This is a genomic window from Micromonospora phytophila, assembly GCF_023656545.1.
GTDB lineage: Bacteria > Actinomycetota > Actinomycetes > Mycobacteriales > Micromonosporaceae > Micromonospora > Micromonospora phytophila.
The window spans coordinates 1-19,123 of the sequence record NZ_JAMOKF010000083.1 but is presented as its reverse complement, the minus strand read 5'-3'; the positions used below and the strand labels follow the sequence as shown (position 1 = coordinate 19,123).

Genomic DNA, 19,123 nt, shown 5'->3' with positions numbered 1-19,123 from the left:
GCCCACCGGCCGGTCCCGCGGCCCCGGGAGCAGCCACCGGCGGGACGGGCCAGGGCGTGGCGGAGGCACCGGCCGGGGCCTGCGGGGGTGGCGGTGTTCCGCCCGGTGGTGCCGCCCCGGGGTGTCGGGGCTGGGCAGATTCCTCGGTCATGCCCTCGATCCTGCTGCCCCGGCGGCCCGAGCGACCACCGGAGCCGACCCTGACCCCACCCTGAGATCCGGCGGCTGCGAATGTCGGGGGCGTCCCCGTGGTCCGGGGGCCGTCGCGCGTGTGACGATCGAACCGGCGCCGACCGCTGACGGTCGCGCACGCCGTGCCCCTCGTGACCAGGGAGTTCCGATCAGTGCCGTGACCCAGCCACCTCGCCTCTACCGCGCCCCCGAGCACCGGATGGCCGCCGGGGTGGCCGCCGGCATCGCCGACCACCTCGGCATCTCGGTGCTCCGGGTGCGGGTCGCCTTCATGGTGCTGCTCGGCCTGAGCGGTCTCGGCCTGCTGCTCTACGCGGCCTTCTGGGCGGTGGTGCCGCTGCGACCCGGCGACCCCGGCGTGGCGCCCCGCCGGGACCTCGCCCAGCTGCTGCCGTTCGTGGCGATCGGCCTCGGTGTGCTGCTGGTCCAGGTGATGGTCTTCGACTCGGTCGGCGCGGCCGGCACCGCCGGCTGGCTGGTGGCGATCATCGCGGTCGGCGCCGGGGTGATCTGGCACCAGTCGGCCCCGGAGCGGCGGCGGCAGTGGGGCGACTCCATGCCGGTGCCCTGGCTGGGCGCGGTGGTGGAGGAGAGCGACCGGCGGGCGTTCGTGCTCCGGTTCATCGGCGGCGGGGTGCTGGTCGCCGTCGGCATCATCGGCGTCGCCGCCGTCTACTCCCCTTCGCAGAACTTCGACGCCGTGCTCAACGGCGTGATCTTCGCGCTGGTCGGGCTCGCCGGGGTCGGCGTGGTGGCCGCGCCCGTGCTGTGGCGGACGTACAACCAGCTCCGCTCGGAGCGCGAGGGGCGTATCCGCGAGCAGGAGCGGGCCGAGCTGGCCGCCATGGTGCACGACCAGGTGCTGCACACGCTGGCTCTGATCCAACGCAACGCCGCCGACGTCAAGACCGTCCAGCGGCTCGCCCGCGGCCAGGAGCGCTCGCTGCGCAACTGGCTCTACAAGCCCACCGCCTCGCCGACCGAACGCTTCGCCGCCGCGCTGGAGCAGGGCGCCGCGGAGGTCGAGGACACGTTCGCGATCACCGTCGAGACGGTGGTGGTCGGCGACCGGGAAACCGACGAACGGGTCGGCGCGCTGGTCGCGGCCGCCCGTGAGGCGCTGGTCAACGCCGCCCGGCACGCCGAGGTGCAGACCGTCTCGCTCTACGCCGAGGTGGAGCCCGATCAGGTCAGCGTCTTCGTCCGGGACCGGGGGAAGGGCTTCGACCCGGCTACGGTGGAGGATCACCGGCACGGCGTCCGGGGCTCGATCATCGGGCGGATGAAGCGGCACGGCGGCCGGGCCGAGATCCGGTCCGAGCCGGGGGAGGGGACCGAGGTCCGGTTGATCCTGCCGATCTCCCGGGACCCGTCCACAGCGGAAAGGGACAAGTGATGGCCGAGCAGTCGATGGAACCGGTCGAGGGAGCGGGTGCCCGCGTCGAGCGGCTGCGGGTCTTCCTCGTCGACGATCACGCGATGTTCCGTGCGGGGGTCCGCGCGGAGCTGGGCGGGCACGTGGAGGTGGTGGGGGAGGCGAGCACCGTCGGCGAGGCGGTCAGCCGGATCGCCGCCACGCAGCCCGACGTGGTGCTGCTCGACGTGCACATGCCCGACGGCGGCGGCCGGGCGGTGCTGGAGGCGATGCGGCGTACGCACCCGCAGGTCAAGTTCCTGGCGTTGAGCGTCTCGGACGCGGCGGAGGACGTGATAGGGCTGATCCGGGCCGGCGCCCGGGGCTACGTCACCAAGACCATCTCCCCGGACGAGTTGACCGCCGCGATCCGCCGGGTGGCCGACGGCGACGCCGTGTTCAGCCCCCGGCTGGCCGGGTTCGTGCTGGACGCGTTCGCGGCCCGGCCGGACGCGCCGGTGGCCGACCCGGAGCTGGACCAGCTCACCAACCGCGAGCGCGAGGTGCTCCGGCTGCTCGCCCGGGGGTACGCGTACAAGGAGATCGCCAAGGAGCTCTACATCTCGATCAAAACGGTCGAGACGCACGTGTCGAACGTGCTCCGCAAGCTCCAGATGTCCAACCGGTACGAGCTGTCGCGGTGGGCGGCGGACCGCCGGCTGGTGTGATCGATTCCTCTTCCCCGTCATTTAGGACAGAAGCCTCGAATGCGGCCCGCAGGGGCTGACAAACGATCAATTCGCGTCCGATAATGCCCCGTCGCGTTCTCGCGTGCGGGTGGTGCGCATCCCGCGGGAACGGCGGCTTCACGCAACCCGCCACGGGCGGGTCACCCCTGGGGAGAGGTGCACGAATCTGATGTTCGGACAACGAGGACGGCGCTGGGCGCGGATCGCCCTGGCGACCGTCGCCGGTGGCGCGTTGGCGCTCGGCTCTGCCGCGCCGGCCGCCGCCGACGACCCGGCCACCGGTGTCGCCAAGTCGGTGGGCGGCGGTGTCACGCTGATGCTGAACGACGCCCCCAAGGGCGTCGGCGGGCTGGCGCTGAAGATGCAGGGACAGCTCGTCCCGGTCTTTTGCATCGACTTCCACACCCCGGTGGCTCGGGACGGGGAATACCAGGAGGGCACCTGGGACGAGTCCCAGGTGAAGAACCTGGGCAAGGTGCAGTGGGTGCTGACCCACGGCCACCCGAACGCCGACCAGGCCAAGCTGCTCGTGGCTGCCGGTGCCACGGTGCCGGAGAAGGCCGACGCCGAGAAGCTGCTCTACTTCGGCACCCAGACCGCGGTCTGGCACTTCAGCGACGGCGTCGAGCTGGGTGACTGGGTCGCCGACCGGGGTCTGCTCGGCAAGCAGCAGTACGACGTGGTCAAGAAGGTCCACGACTACCTGGTCACGAACGCGACCGACCAGCCCGAGCCGAAGGCCGAGCTGAGCGTGGACCCGGCGAGCGCCACGGCCACCGTCGGGGAGAAGGCCGGTCCGTTCACGGTCAAGGGCCCGGCCGGCGACATCACGGTCGCGGTCAGCGGCGGCGCGGCGGTCGACGCCGAGGGCAAGCCGGTCACGAAGACCACCAACGGTGGGCGGTTCTGGCTGTCCGCCGAGGGCGCCGGCGACGTGACCGTGACCGTTTCCGCCCAGGACTCGGTCTCCTTCGGCCGGGTCTTCCTCTTCACCGGTGGCAAGGACCAGAAGCAGAAGCTGATCCTTGGCGGCAGCACCGGCGCGACGGTGACCGCCAAGGCCGGGGCCGCGTTCGCCGCCGCCCCGACGCCGACCACGCCGTCCGAGAGCCCGTCGCCGTCGCCGACCACCCCGGCGGAGTCGCCGTCGCCGAGCGCCCCGGTGGGAAGCCCGGCGCCGTCGACCTCGCCGGCGAGCAACGGCGGCGACCTGCCGCTGACCGGTTCCCCGATCGCCGCCGCGATCGCCGCCGGTGTGGCGCTCCTCGCCGCCGGCGCGGTAGCCGTCCTGGTGGTCCGCCGGCGCAAGCTCCGCTTCACGGCCTGATCCATCTCAGCTCCGCGGCTCCGGCCCCGGCACCCGCTCCGCGCGGCGCCGGGGCCGGGGCCTTTCGCGTCGACGGCGATCGGGATCGGCGCGGACCCGGGTCCCGACGAGGTGCTTGCACCGGGCCAGCGGCGAATCCGTCAGTACGAGGTCGGGCCGGATCCGCCCGGGTCCCCGCGGGTGACGCGCAGGTACGTGTCCTCGGCACCCTCCTCCACCCGGCCGGCGATGGTGCCCGCACAGCCGACGTCGACATCAGCCGGATGGGCATAAACGGCTAGGGCCCGGCGGGCTTCGGAAAGCGCGGGAGCGGCGGCGGGGAAGTTCACAGGCATCGAGCCCACGGGCCGGGCGGCGCACCGGCTGGACCATGTCTTTCCTGCTCAGAGCGGTACGACAGGCCCACTTCATGATCTTTTCTCAAGTATCGGCAACGTGGCAGCCAACTAACGGCTTGATAACGGCACCTTCACGGAAGCGGCCGGTGAGTGTCACAGTGGCAGCACCTCACCCCAGGTGTGAGGCACTCCGTACGGCCTGATGACCTCAGCCGCCGCTGTGAGCGGGTGGTTCGTGGTTGTCGGCGCCTGCGCGGTGCCGAGCCCGACGGGTGGGGTGGCCCGGCGGATCGGTACATCATCTTGTCCCGTATTCACTGCGGTGAAACCGGTGTCCCGCGCTGCGGGGCGCCGGACGGTGTCACCCCCCATACGTGCGTGAAACCCACGACGGAACCAGGTTTAGAAAGAGGAGGCCCCTCGGAATGAGAGTCTCGAAGCGGGCAAGCAGCGCGGTCGCGCTGGGCGCGGCATTCGCGCTCGTCGCGTCCGGTTGCTCGAGCAGCGATGGCGAAGGCGGCGACGCCGGCGCGAGCGCCGACGGCGCGATCACCATCGAGGGCACCCAGCCGGAGAACGGCCTGGTGCCGTCGAACACCACCGAGACCGGTGGTGGCAAGATCATCGACTGGATGTGGACCGGTCTGGTCGAGTACCCCAACGACGGCAGCGCTCCGCGCAACGCTCTCGCCGAGTCGATCGAGACGACCGACTCCACGGTCTACACGGTCAAGATCAAGAAGGACACGAAGTTCCACGACGGCACCACCGTCAAGGCCAAGAACTTCGTGGACGCCTGGAACTGGGGCGCCTACTCGCCGAACGGCGCGCAGAACGGCAGCTTCTTCGCCGACATCAAGGGCTTCTCGGACGTCAACACCGAGGACCCGGACGGCGCCGAGGGCCCGAAGAAGGCCCCCGAGCCGGCCAAGAAGGAGATGTCCGGCCTCGAGGTCGTCGACGACTGGACCTTCAAGGTCACCCTGGCTGCGCCGACCGCCGTCTTCCCGACCAAGCTCGGCTACAGCACCTTCATGCCGCTGCCGGACGCGTTCTTCACGCAGGGCGCCGAGGCCTTCGGCAAGAAGCCGATCGGTAACGGCCCGGTCAAGTTCGTGTCGTGGGAGGACGACGTCCAGCTCAAGCTGACGCGCTTCGACGACTACTCGCTGCGCGACAAGATGAAGATCAAGGACGTCACCGTCAAGATCTACCAGGACGACACGGCGGCCTACAACGACCTGGTCTCCGGCAACCTGGACTTCCAGCAGCAGGTCCCGGTCTCCTCGCTCGCGGGTGACAAGTGGAAGGCCGACCTTGGCGACAAGGCCATCCAGACCACCATCCCGTCGACCGGCATCATCGCCTTCCCGATCTACGACAAGCGCTTCACCAACGCGAAGCTGCGTCGCGCGATCTCGCTGTCGATCAACCGCCAGGAGATCAGCGACAAGATCTTCTTCGGTGCCCGCAAGCCGGCCGACAGCTGGGCGAACCCGCTGACCCCGGGCGCCAAGCCGGGCAACTGCACCGCCTGCCAGTTCAACGTCGAAGAGGCCAAGAAGCTGCTCGCCGAGGCCGGCGGCTTCCAGGGCGAGCTGGTCATGTACTACAACGCCGACGCCAGCCACAAGGAGTGGATGGAGGCCGTCGCGCAGCAGGTCAAGACCAACCTCAACATCAACGCCCGCGCCGAGGGCATGCCGACCTTCGCGGTGTTCCGCCAGAACATCAACGCCCACAAGATGAAGGGCATGTACCGCGCCGGCTGGCAGCAGGACTACCCGGACGTGGAGAACTGGGTCAACCCGCTCTACGTGACCGGTGGTTCCTCGAACGACGGTCTGTACAGCAACCCGAAGGTCGACGCCCTGGCCAAGGAGGCCAGCTCCGCGCCGAACCTGGAGGCTGCGCACGCCAAGTTCGCCGAGGCGGTGGCCCTGATCGACCAGGACGTCCCGACGATCCCGGTCTACTTCAGCGGCCAGCAGTCCGGCCACTCGGAGAAGATCAAGAAGATCGAGCTGACCAACGTCGGCGAGCTGGACCTGACCTCGGTCGAGCTCTGATCAGAACGGTCTGACCCCGGGTCGGGCTCACCTACCGGTGAGCCCGACCTGGGCCGTTCCGCGAGAAGGTGTTACAACATCTCCTCGCAACGTCTGTCATCCCCGTGTCGGCCGTCCGACGCGCCCCCTGTCTGGAGGACCACCCCATGGGCCGTTATCTGTTGAGACGGCTGCTTCAACTCATCCCGGTCTTCATCGGGACGACGTTCCTGATCTACTGGCTCGTGTGGTCGGTGCCCGGCGACCCGTTCGCCGGCAAGTGCGGCGAACGCGCCTGCCCGGACGCGTACGTCAACATGATGACCGAGAAGTTCAAGCTCGATCAGTCGATCTGGGTGCAGTACGGCAACTACATGCAGAACCTGTTCCAGGGCGACTTCGGCTCCACCTTCGGCGGCCGCCCGATCGGTGACATCATCGCCACGTCGTACCCGAACACGCTGAAGCTGGCCATGGTCGCGCTGATCATCGAGGCGGTCATCGGCCTCACCGCCGGCGTGCTGACCGGCCTGCGCCGCAACGGCTTCCTGGACAACCTGGTCCTGGTCTCCACCCTGTTCCTGCTCGCGCTGCCGATCTTCGTCATCGGCTTCGTGCTGCAGTGGCTCTTCGGCGTCCAGTGGGGCATCGTCAAGCCCACCGTCTCCAACGAGATGCGGATCTCCGAACTGATCCTTCCCGGCTTCGTGCTCGGTAGCGCCTCCATGGCGTACATCGCCCGGGTGGCCCGGACGAGCATCGCCGAGAACCGGCGAGCCGACTACGTCCGCACGGCGATCGCCAAGGGTCTGCCGATGCGCCGGGTGGTCGGGGTACACCTGCTGCGCAACTCCCTCATCCCGGTGGTGACCCTGCTCGGCACCGACCTCGGCGCCCTGATGGGCGGCGCGATCGTCACCGAGGGCATCTTCCAGATCAACGGGATCGGTCGCCAGGTCTTCCGGGCGATCGTCACCAAGGAGAGCGCTACCGTTGTCTCCATCGTGGTGGTCCTGGTGCTGGTCTACCTGCTGATGAACCTGCTGGTCGACCTGCTCTACGCCGCCCTGGACCCGAGGATCCGCTATGAGTGACCCGACTGCCGCTTCGATCGTGAGCACGCCCCCCGTCGAGCAGCCGACGGGTGTCGGCGCGCCCGCCGACGCCGGTGTCCCCGAGAACGCCCGCAGGGAGAAGCCTCGCGGCCTGCTCGGCGACGCCTGGCGCGACCTGCGCCGCAAGCCGCTGTTCTGGATCTCCGCCACGCTCATCGTCGTCTTCGTGCTGATGGCGCTGTTCCCGTCGCTGTTCACCAACGGCGACCCGGAGAACGGCACGCTGACCAACAGCCGGGTCGAGCCCTCGGCCAACGGCTGGTTCGGCTACGACGTGCAGGGCCGGGACGTCTTCGCCCGGGTCATCTACGGTGCCCGCGCGTCGATCGTGGTGTCCCTGCTCTCCGTGCTCGGCACCCTGCTGATCGGTGGCACCATGGGCATCATCGCCGGCTACCGGGGCGGCTGGGTCGACGCCCTGCTCTCCCGGATCGCCGACGTCTTCTTCGGCCTGCCGTTCGTGCTGGGCGCCATCGTCATCCTGACCACCTTCAACGGGTCGGGGACGAGCAACAGCAAGGCCGAGATCATGGCGCTGGTGAGCATCTCGCTGATCGTGCTGAGTTGGCCGGTCGTGATGCGGCTGATGCGCTCCTCGGTGCTGGCCACCCGTGAGGCGGACTACATCGTCGCGGCCCGGGCGCTGGGCGCCGGCACCGGCCGGATCATCCTGAAGCACCTGCTGCCGAACTGCCTTGCCCCGCTGCTGGTCTACGGGACGATCATGGTCGGCACCTTCATCGGCGTCGAGGCGACCCTGTCGTTCCTCGGTGTCGGCCTGAAGAGCCCGGTGGTCTCCTGGGGCATCATGATCAACGAGGCGCAGAACTACATCCGCGTCTCGCCGTTCCTGCTCTTCTTCCCCTCCGCGTTCCTCGTCACCGCCGTGCTCAGCTTTGTGATGCTCGGTGAGGCCGTGCGCGAGGCCCTCGATCCGAAACTCCGCTAGGGGAGATTCAGTTGTCCGACATTCTCGTGTCCGAGCAGTCCGCGGCGGGCACCTCCGGTCGCCCCTCGGGCCGACTGCTCGAGGTCGACGACCTCCGCGTGGAGTTCCGCACCCGGGACGGCGTCGCCAAGGTCATCAACGGAGTCACCTACCACGTCGACGCGGGGGAGACCCTCGCCGTGCTCGGCGAATCCGGCTCCGGTAAGAGCGTCACCGCGCAGACCATCATGGGCATCCTGGACATGCCGCCCGGTCACGTCAGCGGCGGTCAGGTCCGCTTCCACGGCAAGGACATCCTCAAGATGTCCGCCGAGGAGCGGCGCCGCATCCGCGGCGAGGGCATCGCGATGATCTTCCAGGACTCGCTCTCGGCGCTGAACCCGGTCTTCACCGTCGGGTTCCAGATCGCCGAGCAGTTCCGGGTCCGGCGTGGCATGAGCCGGTCCGACGCGAAGAAGCGCGCGATCGAGATGCTCGACCAGGTCAAGATTCCGAACGCCAAGGGTCGGTTCAGCAACTACCCGCACCAGTTCTCCGGCGGCATGCGGCAGCGCGCGATGATCGCGATGTCCCTGGCGCTCGACCCGGAGGTGCTGATCGCGGACGAGCCGACCACCGCGCTGGACGTGACCGTGCAGGCCCAGATCATGGACCTGCTCGGCGAGCTCCAGCGGGAGCGGCGGATGGGCTTGATCCTGATCACCCACGACCTCGGCGTGGTCGCCGACGTCGCGGACCGGATCGCGGTCATGTACGCCGGTCGGATCGTCGAGGAAGCCGACGTCTACGACCTGTACGCCAAGCCGGCGCACCCGTACACCCTCGGCCTGCTCAACTCGATCCCGCGGCTGGACGAGAAGGGGCAGGAGCTCCGGACGATCAAGGGCCTCCCGCCGAACCTGATGAACATCCCGCCGGGCTGCCCGTTCAACCCGCGCTGCCCCATGGCGCAGCCGGTGTGCCGGGAGAAGGTCCCACCGCTGCTGCAGGTCGGCGTCGGCCGGGCCAGCGCCTGCCACTTCGCCGAGGAGCTGGTGAACCGTGACTGAGAACATCCTCGAGGTCCGCGACCTGGTCAAGCACTACCCCGTCACCCGCGGTGTGGTGTTCAAGAAGACCGTCGGCCACGTCAAGGCCGTCGACGGCGTCTCGTTCGAGCTGAAGGCCGGCGAGACCCTCGGCGTGGTCGGCGAGTCCGGCTGCGGCAAGTCGACGCTGGCCCGGGTGCTGATGAACCTGGAGAAGCCGACCGCCGGCAGCGTGCTCTACAAGGGGCAGGACATCGCCAAGCTCTCCGGCGGCGGGCTGCGGCGGCTCCGTCGGCAGATCCAGCTGGTGATGCAGGACCCGTACACCTCGCTCAACCCGCGGATGACGGTCGGTGACCTGATCGGCGAGCCGTTCGAGATCCACCCGGAGGTGGCGCCGAAGGGTAGCCGCCGGGACAAGGTCAAGGAACTGCTCGACCTGGTGGGTCTGAACCCGGAGCACATCAACCGGTACCCGCACCAGTTCTCCGGCGGTCAGCGGCAGCGCATCGGCATCGCCCGGGCGCTCGCCCTGCGTCCGGAGATCATCGTCTGCGACGAGCCGGTGTCGGCCCTGGACGTCTCCATCCAGGCCCAGGTGATGAACCTGTTGGAGAAGCTCCAGAACGAGTTCGGCCTGTCGTACGTCTTCATCGCCCACGACCTGTCGGTCGTGCGCCACCTCTCCGACCGGGTCGCGGTGATGTACCTCGGCAAGATGGTGGAGATCGGCACCGAGGACGAGATCTACGAGCGGCCCACCCACCCGTACACCCAGGCGCTGCTCTCGGCGGTGCCGGTGCCGGACCCGACGCTGCGGGACAACAAGGCGATCATCCGGCTCACCGGTGACGTTCCCTCCCCGGTCAGCCCGCCCTCGGGCTGCCGGTTCCGGACCCGCTGCTGGAAGGCGCAGGACGTCTGCGCCGAGCAGGTCCCGCTGCTGGAGATCCGGCAGGGCTCGGACCACCCGAGCGCCTGCCACTTCGCGGAGAAGCGCGAGATCGTCCCCGCCCACGAGGTGTGACACCCCACGGACCGCCTGCCGACGTCACCCCGACGACGGCAGGCGGTTCGTCGTTTCCGGCCTCCTCACAGGGGCCCACGGCCGGCGCGGAGCAGCAGCAGGGCCAGCTGCGTGCCGTCGGCGCCCAGCGCCTGACGGAACCGCTCCAGGATCTCCCGCTCGCGGGAGAGGACCAGGCGGGTGCCACCGGAGGCCATCCGGGTCGCCCCGACCTCCTGGGAGAGAGCGGCCCGCTCCTGCCACAGCGCGACGAGGGTGCGGTCGATCTCGTCGATCCGCTCCCGGATCGCCACGATCCGCTCGGCCGCCGCCGAGTCGTCGGTGCCGGTCCGGGCCGTTGCCGCCCCCGCGCCGCTCCGGTCGTCGTTCCGCGCCAGGCTGCCGCTCTGCTCCGCCACGTCAGTCATCATCGTCGTACCCCTCGGGTGTCGGGCCCGGTGCCCGGATCCCGGGACGAAAAAGCCCCGGGCTCTCGGAGCCCGGGGCTTTTCGCAGGTCTGGTTGATCAGGCGCGACCTACGGCTGCCGGACTCCCGGTGCCGTAGTAAAAGTAGAAGCGCTGACCGAACACGGGGTCGAGTATGCCGACCGCCGGGCCGCCCGCGCAAGGATTCCCCGGAACCCGCCCGTCACCGTCGTCGTCGCGTCGTCGCGCAGCCGCTCGGTGCCGGTGGTGACGAACCCGGTGCCCTGGCGGGACGGACGCGCCAGGGGCGACGCCGTGGTCCGTCCCGCCCCGGCGGGCCCGGCGGGGCCCACCGGTGACGGCGACCTCCCCCGCGCGTGCGCGGGCGGGAAGTGTCCGCCCGGCGGCATAGACTCGCCGTGCGATGCATCCTCTCTTCGACATCCCCGTGTCCCCGCCCGCGCCGACGCCTGCGCCGACCCCGCCGCACCGGCGCGGGCCGGCTGCCGTCCGGCTGGATCCGCAGGCCCTGGTCGAGGGCCTCAACGGCCCGCAGCGGGACGCCGTCACCCATTCCGGCTCGCCGCTGCTGATCGTGGCCGGCGCCGGCTCCGGCAAGACCCGGGTGCTCACCCACCGGATCGCCTATCTGCTCGCGGCGCGGGACGTGCACCCCGGCGAGATCATCGCGATCACCTTCACCAACAAGGCCGCCGGCGAGATGAAGGAGCGGGTGGCCCACCTGGTCGGCCCGCGCGCCCGGCTGATGTGGGTGTCGACGTTCCACTCCGCGTGCGTGCGCATCCTGCGCGCCGAGCACGAGCACGCCGGGCTGAAGTCGACCTTCTCCATCTACGACGCGGACGACTCGCGCCGGCTGATGCAGTTGGTCGCCCGGGAGCTCGACCTCGACCCGAAGCGCTACCCGGCGCGCGGGCTGGCCGCCCAGGTCTCCAACCTGAAGAACGAGCTGGTCGACCCGGAGGAGTTCGCCGCCCGGGCCAAGGGCCCCAACGAGCGGGCGCTGGCGGAGGCCTACACGCTCTACCAGCGGCGGCTGCGCGAGGCGCACGCGCTGGACTTCGACGACCTGATCATGACGACGGTGCACCTGCTCCAGTCGCACCCGCACGTCGCGGAGAGCTACCGCCGCCGGTTCCGGCACGTGCTGGTGGACGAGTACCAGGACACCAACCACGCCCAGTACACGCTGATCAAGGAGCTGGTCTCCGGCACCGAGGGCATCGAGCCGGCCGAGCTCTGCGTGGTCGGTGACGCCGACCAGTCGATCTACGCGTTCCGTGGCGCGACGATCCGCAACATCCTCGAGTTCGAGCGCGACTTCGCCGACGCCCGGACGATCCTGCTGGAGCAGAACTACCGCTCCACCCAGACCATCCTCAACGCGGCCAATGCGGTGATCGACCGGAACAGCTCGCGCAAGCCCAAGCGGCTCTGGAGCGAGGCGGGGGCCGGCGAGGAGATCGTCGGCTACGTCGCCGACACCGAGCACGCCGAGGCGGACTGGGTGGCCCGGGAGATCGACCGGCTGGTCGACGAGGGCGAGACCCGCCCGGGCGACGTGGCGGTCTTCTACCGCACCAACGCCCAGTCCCGGGTCTTCGAGGAGGTGTTCATCCGCGTCGGCCTGCCCTACAAGGTGGTCGGCGGGGTCCGCTTCTACGAGCGCAAGGAGGTCCGCGACGCGCTGGCCTACCTGCGCGCGGTGGTCAACGACGACGACACGGTCAGCCTGCGCCGGGTGCTGAACACCCCGCGCCGCGGCATCGGCGACCGCGCCGAGGCGTGCGTGGAGGCGCTCTCCAGCCGGGACCGGATCTCCTTCGGCGCCGCCCTGCGCCGGTCCCGGGAGGCTCCGGGCATCTCCACCCGGGCGGCCAACGGCATCGCCGAGTTCGTCGCCCTGCTCGACGGCGCCCGCGAACTGGCCGAGACCGGCACCCCGGAGGAGGTGCTGGAGGCGCTGCTGACCCGCTCGGGCTACCTGACCGAGCTGGAGGAGAGCCTCGACCCGCAGGACGCCGGCCGGGTCGACAACCTCCAGGAACTGGTCAGCGTCGCCCGGGAGTACACCGAGCGGATCGAGGCGCTGGGCGAGGAGGGGGAGCGGGCCACCGTGGCCGGCTTCCTGGAGCAGGTGGCGCTGGTCGCCGACGCCGACCAGATCCCCAGCGACGATCCCGACCACCAGGGCGTGGTCACCCTGATGACGCTGCACACCGCCAAGGGCCTGGAGTTCCCGGTGGTCTTCCTGACCGGGCTGGAGGACGGCGTCTTCCCGCACCTGCGCTCATTGGGCGACACCCGCGAGCTGGAGGAGGAGCGCCGGCTGGCGTACGTCGGGATCACCCGGGCCCGGCAGCGCCTCTACCTCTCCCGGGCGGTGACCCGCTCGGCGTGGGGGCAGCCGGCCTACAACCCGCCGTCGCGGTTCCTGGAGGAGCTCCCCCCGGAACTGGTCCGCTGGGAGCGCACCGAGGGGTCGTACACCTCGTGGGCCGGCGGGGGTGGCGGCGTCGGCGGCCGCGCGGACCGCGTGCCCGGCGGGCGTGGCAGTTTCAACGGGGGCACCCCGAAGGCGGCGCAGCTGGCCAAGCGCCTCGGGGTCGACGGCAGCCGGCTCACCACCGCCAGCGAGCTGCCGCAGGGGCCGAAGGTGGCGGCCGGCGACCGGGTCAACCACCAGCGCTACGGTCTGGGCCGGGTGGTCGCCGTCGAGGGCCACGGTCCGGGCGCGCGGGCGCAGATCGACTTCGGTGACCAGACGATGTGGCTGGTCCTGCGGCACGCCCCGATCGACAAGCTCTGAACCGGCCGACAGCCCGGCCCGGCGGGACGCCGGACGGGGCTGTCGCGGTCGTACGGAGGGGGACGTCCGGCCCGGTGAGTGCCGTCAGGCACGCCGAGAACCACCCGGATGCCTCAGCAGGCGACGTTGATGCCCCGGGCGCGCAGGAACGGCGCGGGGTCGATCTGGTTCCACATCTGGCCCTGGTGCACCTCGAAGTGCAGGTGCGGCCCGGTGGAGTCACCGGTGGAGCCCTCCAGGCCGATGGTCTCCCCGGCGGCCACCTTGTCGCCCACGCTCACCTTCGTGCTGCTCAGGTGGGCGTAGTGGGTCAGGTAGCCGTTGCCGTGGTCGACGAAGACCGAAATGCCGTACCCGTCGCCGACGTCGCCGGCCTTCTCCACCGTGCCGCCGAAGGCGGCGCGGACCGGGGTGCCGGCCGGCAGCGCGAAGTCGATGCCGGCGTGCTGGGTGCCCCAGCGCGGGCCGTAGCAGGACGTGATCGCCGCGCCCTTCATCGGGATGACCCAGGAGGGCTTCGGCTTGCTGGTCGGCTTCGGCTTGGCGGTGGTCGCCTTCGGGCTGGGCTTCGCCGACGGGCTGGCCTTCGCCGGGGTGGGCGTCGGGCTGGCCGATCCGGTGGCCGGGGCGGTCGACTCGCGGGTGGACCGGTCGGCGCGGGCGGCGGCCTCGTCGCGGGCCTGCGCCTCGACTGCGGCGGCCGGGACGGAGGGGCCGTCGTTCCCGGTGGCGGCGACGGCGACGCCGCCGAGGCCGAGGCCGGCCGCGGCCACGGCCGCGATGACGAGGTGGCGGGTGGTGCGGCCGCCGGCCAGCCGCCGGTGCCGGGCGGGGGTGTCGGGGGTGTTCTCGTTCTGGATGACGCTGTCTTCCTGCACGGCGGACCTTCACAGTCGAGGGGCACTTGACCTCGAAATACTGGTGTTGGCGCCGGCCGGGGCGGGTAAGGGGGCTAGCGACCCCGCGGTGCGCCGTGGCCCTGCCTGGCCCGCTACGTCCCCGGGTGCGAGGTTCCACCCGATAAGTGATCATGGCCGGCCGTGTGCTCGGTCACATCCACGGCTGTGACCTGGGAAACTTTCCACCTCGCCCGTCGACGAAAAACCGCCCGGATCGACAGATCCGGGCGGTCAACGGTCGGTACGCAACGTCAGGAAGCGGCTACCTCGCTGTAGATTGCCTCGACTTGTAGCTTGATGTCCACTCCGCGCTCCTGGAGCCACGGCACCGGGTCGAGGGGCTCGCCCTTGACATGGATCTCCAGGTGCAGGTGGGAGCCGTAGGAGTGGCCGGTGTTGCCGACCAGGCCGAGCTGGTCGCCCGCCTTGACCTGCTGCCCCTCCTTCACGCTCACCGCGGAGGAGTGGCCGTAGATCGCCTCGCTGCCGTCGGCGTGCTGGACGATCACCGTGTAGCCGTAGCCGCCGAACCAGCCGGCCTTGGTGACGGTGCCGTCGTGGATGGCCACGTACGGGGTGCCCTCGGGGGTGACCAGGTCGACGCCGGTGTGCAGCTTGCCCCAGCGCATGCCGTAGGGCGAGTTGAACTCGTAGCCCTGCAGGGGCAGCAGCCAGACCTCGGGCTCGGCGGCCTCGTCGGCGCCGCCGCGGTTGCTGTCGCGCGAGGCGCGGTCGGCGGCGTCGGCGCGGGCGGCGGAATCCTGGCTCAGGGTGGAGGCTGCCTTGAGCTCGTCGAGGACCGACGGGTTGACGCTCTTGGCGTCGGGCAGCGACCCCGCGCCGAGCGCGACGACACCGGCGCCCACGAAGGCGGTGGTGACGACGGCTGCGTAGCGGCTACGCGGGGGGGTGGGTACGCGGCGACGGCCGCGATATCGATCGGGCTCAGACGACAGGCGCTGGCGCACGCACACCCTCCGTTGTCGGGGTTCCGAAGCGGCTGCCCCGGCGCTCGTGAAGCTCGGGTGAACGTCGGCTGACCGCGTCGTCACCCGTCCGTGGACCTGATGACAACCGTGGACACGTTAGCCAACCCCCACGCCTGTCACAAGCCGAAGCGCCGAATTGCTACTGCAATCTGTCCCTTTGCGTCCGTGATTGTCATGGCTCGTACCCTCGTTCGGTGCCCTCCTTACTGCCCGTTCGTCGCGCACCGTGACCGAACGGCGGAGTCGTCCGGCTTGACGGCGAGGTGCCGTGGGAGCAAGGCGAGGCGGGCCTCGCCGTCCCCCGGCGACGTGAGCTTCGCGGCCCGGATTTCCCGGCTCACCCCGGGCGGGTTACCGTTCGTTCAGGTATTGCCGCGGAGCCGGTGAAAGGGATGCGCTGATGAGCTCTCGTGTTCGGGTCGTCGTCGCCAAGCCGGGCCTGGACGGCCACGACCGTGGCGCCAAGGTCGTCGCGCGTGCCCTCCGGGACGCCGGTATGGAGGTCATCTACACCGGCCTGCACCAGACCCCGGAGCAGATCGTGGAGACCGCGATCCAGGAGGACGCCGACGCGGTCGGGCTCTCCGTGCTCTCCGGGGCGCACATGACGCTCTTCCGGCGGGTGCTGGAACTGCTCGGTGAGCGGGACGCCCGCGACATCGTCGTGTTCGGCGGCGGCATCATTCCCGACGCCGACATCCCGGAGCTGCAGAAGCTCGGGGTCGCCAAGATCTTCACGCCGGGCGCCACCACCGCCTCGATCGTGGAATGGGTGCGACAGAACGTCGCCCAGCCGGTCGCCTGACGTCGCCGGCTTGCGCCGGCCGCGCGGCGGCTGATTTCGGGCACGGGGGAGGGGCCGGACGCACCCCTCACACGTCCGGCCCCTCTATGCACGATGCCCCGCCGCCACCCCTCGACCGACAGGGCATCGGCCGTATCCCGTCTTCGCGCTGCATCAGCGCTCCGACACCTGACTCAACGACGCCCCTGCACCGGGGTTACGCGGCCTGCCCAACATCGCCCGGACGGCTGACGGGCGGGGCGGCGGTCGTGAGGAGGCTGTGCACCCCCGGGACGGTTGTGCATTACCGCACACCGTGCACCCGCTCGGTTGCCGGCGGTGCCCACCTCGCTAGGCTGCGGCCAATGGCCTGTTTCAACTGATGACAGGCGTCAAACTGTTTTCCATAACGCTGGTGGCGGCGCGACGGCGCGCCGCGGAGACGGGACGGGACGCGCAATCGTGGACCTGTACGAGTACCAGGGGCGGGACCTGTTCGAGCGGCACGGCTTGCCCGTGCTGGCCGGCGGCGTCGCCACTACCCCCCAGGAGGCCCGCGCGATCGCCGAACGCCTCGGCGGTCGGGTGGTCGTCAAGGCGCAGGTGAAGGTCGGCGGCCGAGGCAAGGCCGGCGGCGTCAAGCTGGCCGAGGGCGCGGAGGAGACGGTGGCCCGCGCCACCGACATCCTCGGCATGGACATCAAGGGCCACACCGTCCACAAGGTCATGATCACGGTGACCGCGGACGTGGCCGAGGAGTACTACTTCTCCTACCTGCTCGACCGGGCGAACCGCACCTTCCTCTGCATCGCCAGCGTCGCCGGCGGCATGGACATCGAACAGGTCGCCGCCGAGACCCCGGAGAAGGTCGTCAAGGCTCCGATCGACGCCGTCACCGGCGTCGACGAGGCGAAGGCGCGGGAGATCGTCACCGCCGCCAACTTCCCGGCCGAGGTCGCCGACCAGGTCGTCGAGGTGGCCGTGGGCTTGTGGAAGGCGTTCGTCGCCGAGGACGCCACGCTGGTCGAGGTGAACCCGCTGGCCAAGACGGGCGACGGCAAGCTGCTGCTGCTCGACGCCAAGATCACCCTCGACGAGAACGCCGCGTTCCGGCACCCGGACCACGAGGCGCTGGTCGACCAGTCCGCGGTGGACCCGCTGGAGCAGGCCGCCAAGGAGAAGGACCTCAACTACGTCAAGCTCGACGGCGAGGTCGGCATCATCGGCAACGGCGCGGGCCTGGTCATGTCGACCCTCGACGTGGTCGCCTACGCGGGCGAGCGGCACGGCAACGTCAAGCCGGCCAACTTCCTCGACATCGGCGGCGGCGCGAGCGCCGCGGTGATGGCGAACGGGCTGGAGATCGTGCTCTCCGACCCGTCGGTGCGCAGCGTCTTCGTCAACGTCTTCGGCGGTATCACCGCCTGCGACGAGGTCGCCAACGGCATCGTGCAGGCGCTGGCCCTGCTCGAACAGCGTGGCGAGAAGGTCACCAAGCCGCTGGTCGTCCGCCTCGACGGCAACAACGCCGAGGCCGGTCGGGCGATCCTCGACGGCGCGAACAACCCGCTGGTCCAGCGGGTGGACACCATGGACGGCGCGGCCGAGCGGGCCGCCGAGCTGGCAGCTGCGGGGGTCTGATCATGGCTATCTGGCTGACCAAGGACTCGAAGGTCATCGTTCAGGGGATGACCGGTTCCGAGGGTTCCAAGCACACCCGACGGATGCTGGCCGCCGGCACCAACGTGGTCGGTGGCGTCAACCCGCGCAAGGCGGGCCAGAGCGTCGTCTTCGACGGCACCGAGCTGCCGGTCTTCGCGAGCGTCGCGGACGCCATGAAGGAGACCGGCGCCGACGTGACGGTCATCTTCGTGCCGCCGCAGTTCACCAAGGGCGCGGTCGTCGAGGCGATCGACGCGGGCATCGACCTGGCCGTGGTGATCACCGAGGGCGTGCCGGTGCACGACACCGCCGCGTTCTGGGCGTACAACGTCTCCAAGGGCGAGCGGACCAGGATCATCGGCCCGAACTGCCCCGGCATCGCGTCGCCCGGCGCCTCCAACGCCGGCATCATCCCGGCCGACATCACCGGCACCGGCCGGATCGGCCTGGTCAGCAAGAGCGGCACGCTGACCTACCAGATGATGTACGAGCTGCGCGACATCGGCTTCTCGACCTGCGTCGGCATCGGCGGCGACCCGATCATCGGCACCACCCACATCGACGCCCTCGCCGCGTTCGAGGCGGACCCGGAGACCGACGCGATCGTCATGATCGGTGAGATCGGTGGCGACGCCGAGGAGCGGGCCGCCGAGTTCATCAAGGCGAACGTCACCAAGCCCGTGGTCGGCTACATCGCCGGCTTCACCGCGCCCCCCGGCAAGACCATGGGGCACGCCGGCGCGATCATCTCCGGCTCGGCCGGCACCGCCGAGGCGAAGCAGGCGGCGCTGGAGGCCGTGGGCGTCAAGGTCGGCAAGACCCCGACCGAGACCGCCAGGCTGATGCGGGAGATCATGTCCGCGGGCTGAGCCCGAAGGCGTACGACGAGGGGTCGACCGTCCGCGGTCGGCCCCTCAGTCGTTGTAGATCGGGTAGTTGCCGCCCGCCCAGAGGATGCCGCTGCCGATGATGTTGAGTACGCCGAACGCGATGGCGAGGTAGCCCAACACCGGCGACTGGCCGAAGCGCTTGGCGTCCCGGACCGACAGGTAGCCGAAGACGATCCCCAGGATGCCGCAGCAGAGCAGGCCGAGGATGATGCCGAGCACGCCCCAGAGGGTCGTGCGGTCCCGGCCGGCCGCCGGCGGTGGCGGGGGCGGCGGATACGGAGCGTTCACGGCTTCCCTCCGAACGTCGGTGCCGCGACTTCGGTCGCGTCCCTGGGCCGAGGCTAGACCGGATCGCCGGGTGGGAACGGTGGATCACGGAACTCGTCGGAGCTCGCGGGCGGTATCGGACTGCCGTCACCCGCGCGGCATGCCAGAGTAGACGCGATGTCCTCCGTCACCCCTGATCAGCCCAGCCGGACCGGCGCCGAGGTCGGCACCGACGTCCGGCCGACCGCCCGCGCCGGGCCGGGCCGTCG

The 19,123-nt window shown here is 70.4% G+C and carries 17 protein-coding genes; 12 read left to right on the top strand and 5 right to left on the bottom strand.

The genetic code is table 11. From position 1 onward, the window contains the following. Positions 1-349: 349 nt before the first annotated feature. From NCC78_RS13165 to NCC78_RS13155, 3 genes are all read left to right on the top strand, one after another. Entirely contained in the window at positions 350-1,588 is a 1,239-nt protein-coding gene (locus NCC78_RS13165; RefSeq protein ID WP_284706295.1) for an ATP-binding protein, read from the top strand. Continuing rightward, positions 1,588-2,274, top strand: coding sequence for a response regulator (locus NCC78_RS13160; RefSeq protein ID WP_250794798.1), 687 nt, complete (start codon positions 1,588-1,590; stop codon positions 2,272-2,274). The genes NCC78_RS13165 and NCC78_RS13160 overlap by 1 nt, the downstream gene beginning before the upstream one ends. 190 nt (positions 2,275-2,464) lie before the next feature. Next, on the top strand, positions 2,465-3,622 hold the full coding sequence (locus tag NCC78_RS13155; protein ID WP_250794797.1) for a thioester domain-containing protein: 1,158 nt from the start codon (positions 2,465-2,467) through the stop codon (positions 3,620-3,622). Positions 3,623-3,762: 140 nt separating this feature from the next. Here the strand turns inward: NCC78_RS13155 and NCC78_RS13150 are convergent, their stop codons facing one another. Next, positions 3,763-3,957, bottom strand: coding sequence for a PIG-L deacetylase family protein (locus tag NCC78_RS13150; protein WP_250794796.1), 195 nt, complete (start codon positions 3,955-3,957; stop codon positions 3,763-3,765). A 428-nt stretch (positions 3,958-4,385) separates the two neighbouring features. On the opposite strand from NCC78_RS13150, the gene NCC78_RS13145 reads away from it, so the two are divergent. The 5 genes from NCC78_RS13145 (at position 4,386) to NCC78_RS13125 (ending at position 10,127) form a co-directional block, all read left to right on the top strand. Then, on the top strand, positions 4,386-6,029 hold the full coding sequence (locus NCC78_RS13145; protein WP_250794795.1) for a peptide ABC transporter substrate-binding protein: 1,644 nt from the start codon (positions 4,386-4,388) through the stop codon (positions 6,027-6,029). Positions 6,030-6,175: 146 nt separating this feature from the next. Further along, positions 6,176-7,102, top strand: a complete 927-nt coding sequence (locus NCC78_RS13140) for an ABC transporter permease (RefSeq protein WP_250794794.1) — start codon at positions 6,176-6,178, stop codon at positions 7,100-7,102. Then, positions 7,095-8,072, top strand: a complete 978-nt coding sequence (locus NCC78_RS13135; RefSeq protein WP_250794793.1) for an ABC transporter permease — start codon at positions 7,095-7,097, stop codon at positions 8,070-8,072. Before NCC78_RS13140 ends, NCC78_RS13135 begins: the two co-directional genes overlap by 8 nt. 26 nt (positions 8,073-8,098) lie before the next feature. After that, the gene (locus tag NCC78_RS13130; RefSeq protein ID WP_250794800.1) at positions 8,099-9,121 is read left to right on the top strand and encodes an ABC transporter ATP-binding protein; all 1,023 of its coding nucleotides are present in this window, start codon (positions 8,099-8,101) and stop codon (positions 9,119-9,121) included. Then, positions 9,114-10,127, top strand: a complete 1,014-nt coding sequence (locus NCC78_RS13125; RefSeq protein ID WP_284706294.1) for an ABC transporter ATP-binding protein — start codon at positions 9,114-9,116, stop codon at positions 10,125-10,127. The genes NCC78_RS13130 and NCC78_RS13125 overlap by 8 nt, the downstream gene beginning before the upstream one ends. Positions 10,128-10,192: 65 nt before the next feature. Here NCC78_RS13125 and NCC78_RS13120 read toward each other — a convergent pair whose 3' ends face one another. Beyond that, on the bottom strand, positions 10,193-10,537 hold the full coding sequence (locus NCC78_RS13120; protein WP_250794792.1) for a chorismate mutase: 345 nt from the start codon (positions 10,535-10,537) through the stop codon (positions 10,193-10,195). A gap of 420 nt (positions 10,538-10,957) precedes the next feature. On the opposite strand from NCC78_RS13120, the gene pcrA reads away from it, so the two are divergent. Then, positions 10,958-13,363: a DNA helicase PcrA gene (pcrA, locus tag NCC78_RS13115; RefSeq protein ID WP_250794791.1), complete on the top strand. Its 2,406-nt coding sequence runs from the start codon at positions 10,958-10,960 to the stop codon at positions 13,361-13,363. 113 nt (positions 13,364-13,476) lie between these two features. Here the strand turns inward: pcrA and NCC78_RS13110 are convergent, their stop codons facing one another. Continuing rightward, the gene (locus NCC78_RS13110) at positions 13,477-14,241 is read right to left on the bottom strand and encodes a M23 family metallopeptidase (RefSeq protein ID WP_250794790.1); all 765 of its coding nucleotides are present in this window, start codon (positions 14,239-14,241) and stop codon (positions 13,477-13,479) included. A gap of 272 nt (positions 14,242-14,513) precedes the next feature. Beyond that, complete coding sequence (locus NCC78_RS13105; protein ID WP_250794789.1) at positions 14,514-15,230, bottom strand: M23 family metallopeptidase; 717 nt, start codon at positions 15,228-15,230, stop codon at positions 14,514-14,516. A 421-nt stretch (positions 15,231-15,651) separates the two neighbouring features. On the opposite strand from NCC78_RS13105, the gene icmB reads away from it, so the two are divergent. The 3 genes from icmB to sucD all read left to right on the top strand — a co-directional run bounded on the left by icmB (position 15,652) and on the right by sucD (position 18,566). Continuing rightward, a complete protein-coding gene (icmB, locus tag NCC78_RS13100) occupies positions 15,652-16,056 on the top strand; it encodes a coenzyme B12-dependent isobutyryl CoA mutase small subunit (RefSeq protein WP_250794787.1) in 405 nt (134 codons plus the stop codon). A 441-nt stretch (positions 16,057-16,497) separates the two neighbouring features. Continuing rightward, entirely contained in the window at positions 16,498-17,676 is a 1,179-nt protein-coding gene (gene sucC, locus NCC78_RS13095) for an ADP-forming succinate--CoA ligase subunit beta (protein ID WP_250794785.1), read from the top strand. A gap of 2 nt (positions 17,677-17,678) precedes the next feature. Next, entirely contained in the window at positions 17,679-18,566 is an 888-nt protein-coding gene (sucD, locus tag NCC78_RS13090) for a succinate--CoA ligase subunit alpha (protein WP_250794783.1), read from the top strand. 45 nt (positions 18,567-18,611) lie between these two features. Here the strand turns inward: sucD and NCC78_RS13085 are convergent, their stop codons facing one another. Then, complete coding sequence (locus tag NCC78_RS13085; protein WP_250794781.1) at positions 18,612-18,875, bottom strand: hypothetical protein; 264 nt, start codon at positions 18,873-18,875, stop codon at positions 18,612-18,614. Positions 18,876-19,123 lie beyond the last annotated feature (248 nt).

What these genes read in the sequence shown, in the direction of transcription:
- NCC78_RS13135 (WP_250794793.1), top strand. Translation starts at nt 7,095, where the DNA reads ATGAGTGACCCGACTGCCGCTTCGATCGTGAGCACGCCCCCCGTCGAG.
- NCC78_RS13160 (WP_250794798.1), top strand. Translation starts at nt 1,588, where the DNA reads ATGGCCGAGCAGTCGATGGAACCGGTCGAGGGAGCGGGTGCCCGCGTC.
- NCC78_RS13120 (WP_250794792.1), bottom strand. Translation starts at nt 10,537, where the DNA reads ATGATGACTGACGTGGCGGAGCAGAGCGGCAGCCTGGCGCGGAACGAC.
- NCC78_RS13150 (WP_250794796.1), bottom strand. Translation starts at nt 3,957, where the DNA reads ATGCCTGTGAACTTCCCCGCCGCCGCTCCCGCGCTTTCCGAAGCCCGC.
- sucD (WP_250794783.1), top strand. Translation starts at nt 17,679, where the DNA reads ATGGCTATCTGGCTGACCAAGGACTCGAAGGTCATCGTTCAGGGGATG.
- icmB (WP_250794787.1), top strand. Translation starts at nt 15,652, where the DNA reads ATGAGCTCTCGTGTTCGGGTCGTCGTCGCCAAGCCGGGCCTGGACGGC.
- NCC78_RS13140 (WP_250794794.1), top strand. Translation starts at nt 6,176, where the DNA reads ATGGGCCGTTATCTGTTGAGACGGCTGCTTCAACTCATCCCGGTCTTC.
- pcrA (WP_250794791.1), top strand. Translation starts at nt 10,958, where the DNA reads ATGCATCCTCTCTTCGACATCCCCGTGTCCCCGCCCGCGCCGACGCCT.
- NCC78_RS13145 (WP_250794795.1), top strand. Translation starts at nt 4,386, where the DNA reads ATGAGAGTCTCGAAGCGGGCAAGCAGCGCGGTCGCGCTGGGCGCGGCA.
- NCC78_RS13155 (WP_250794797.1), top strand. Translation starts at nt 2,465, where the DNA reads ATGTTCGGACAACGAGGACGGCGCTGGGCGCGGATCGCCCTGGCGACC.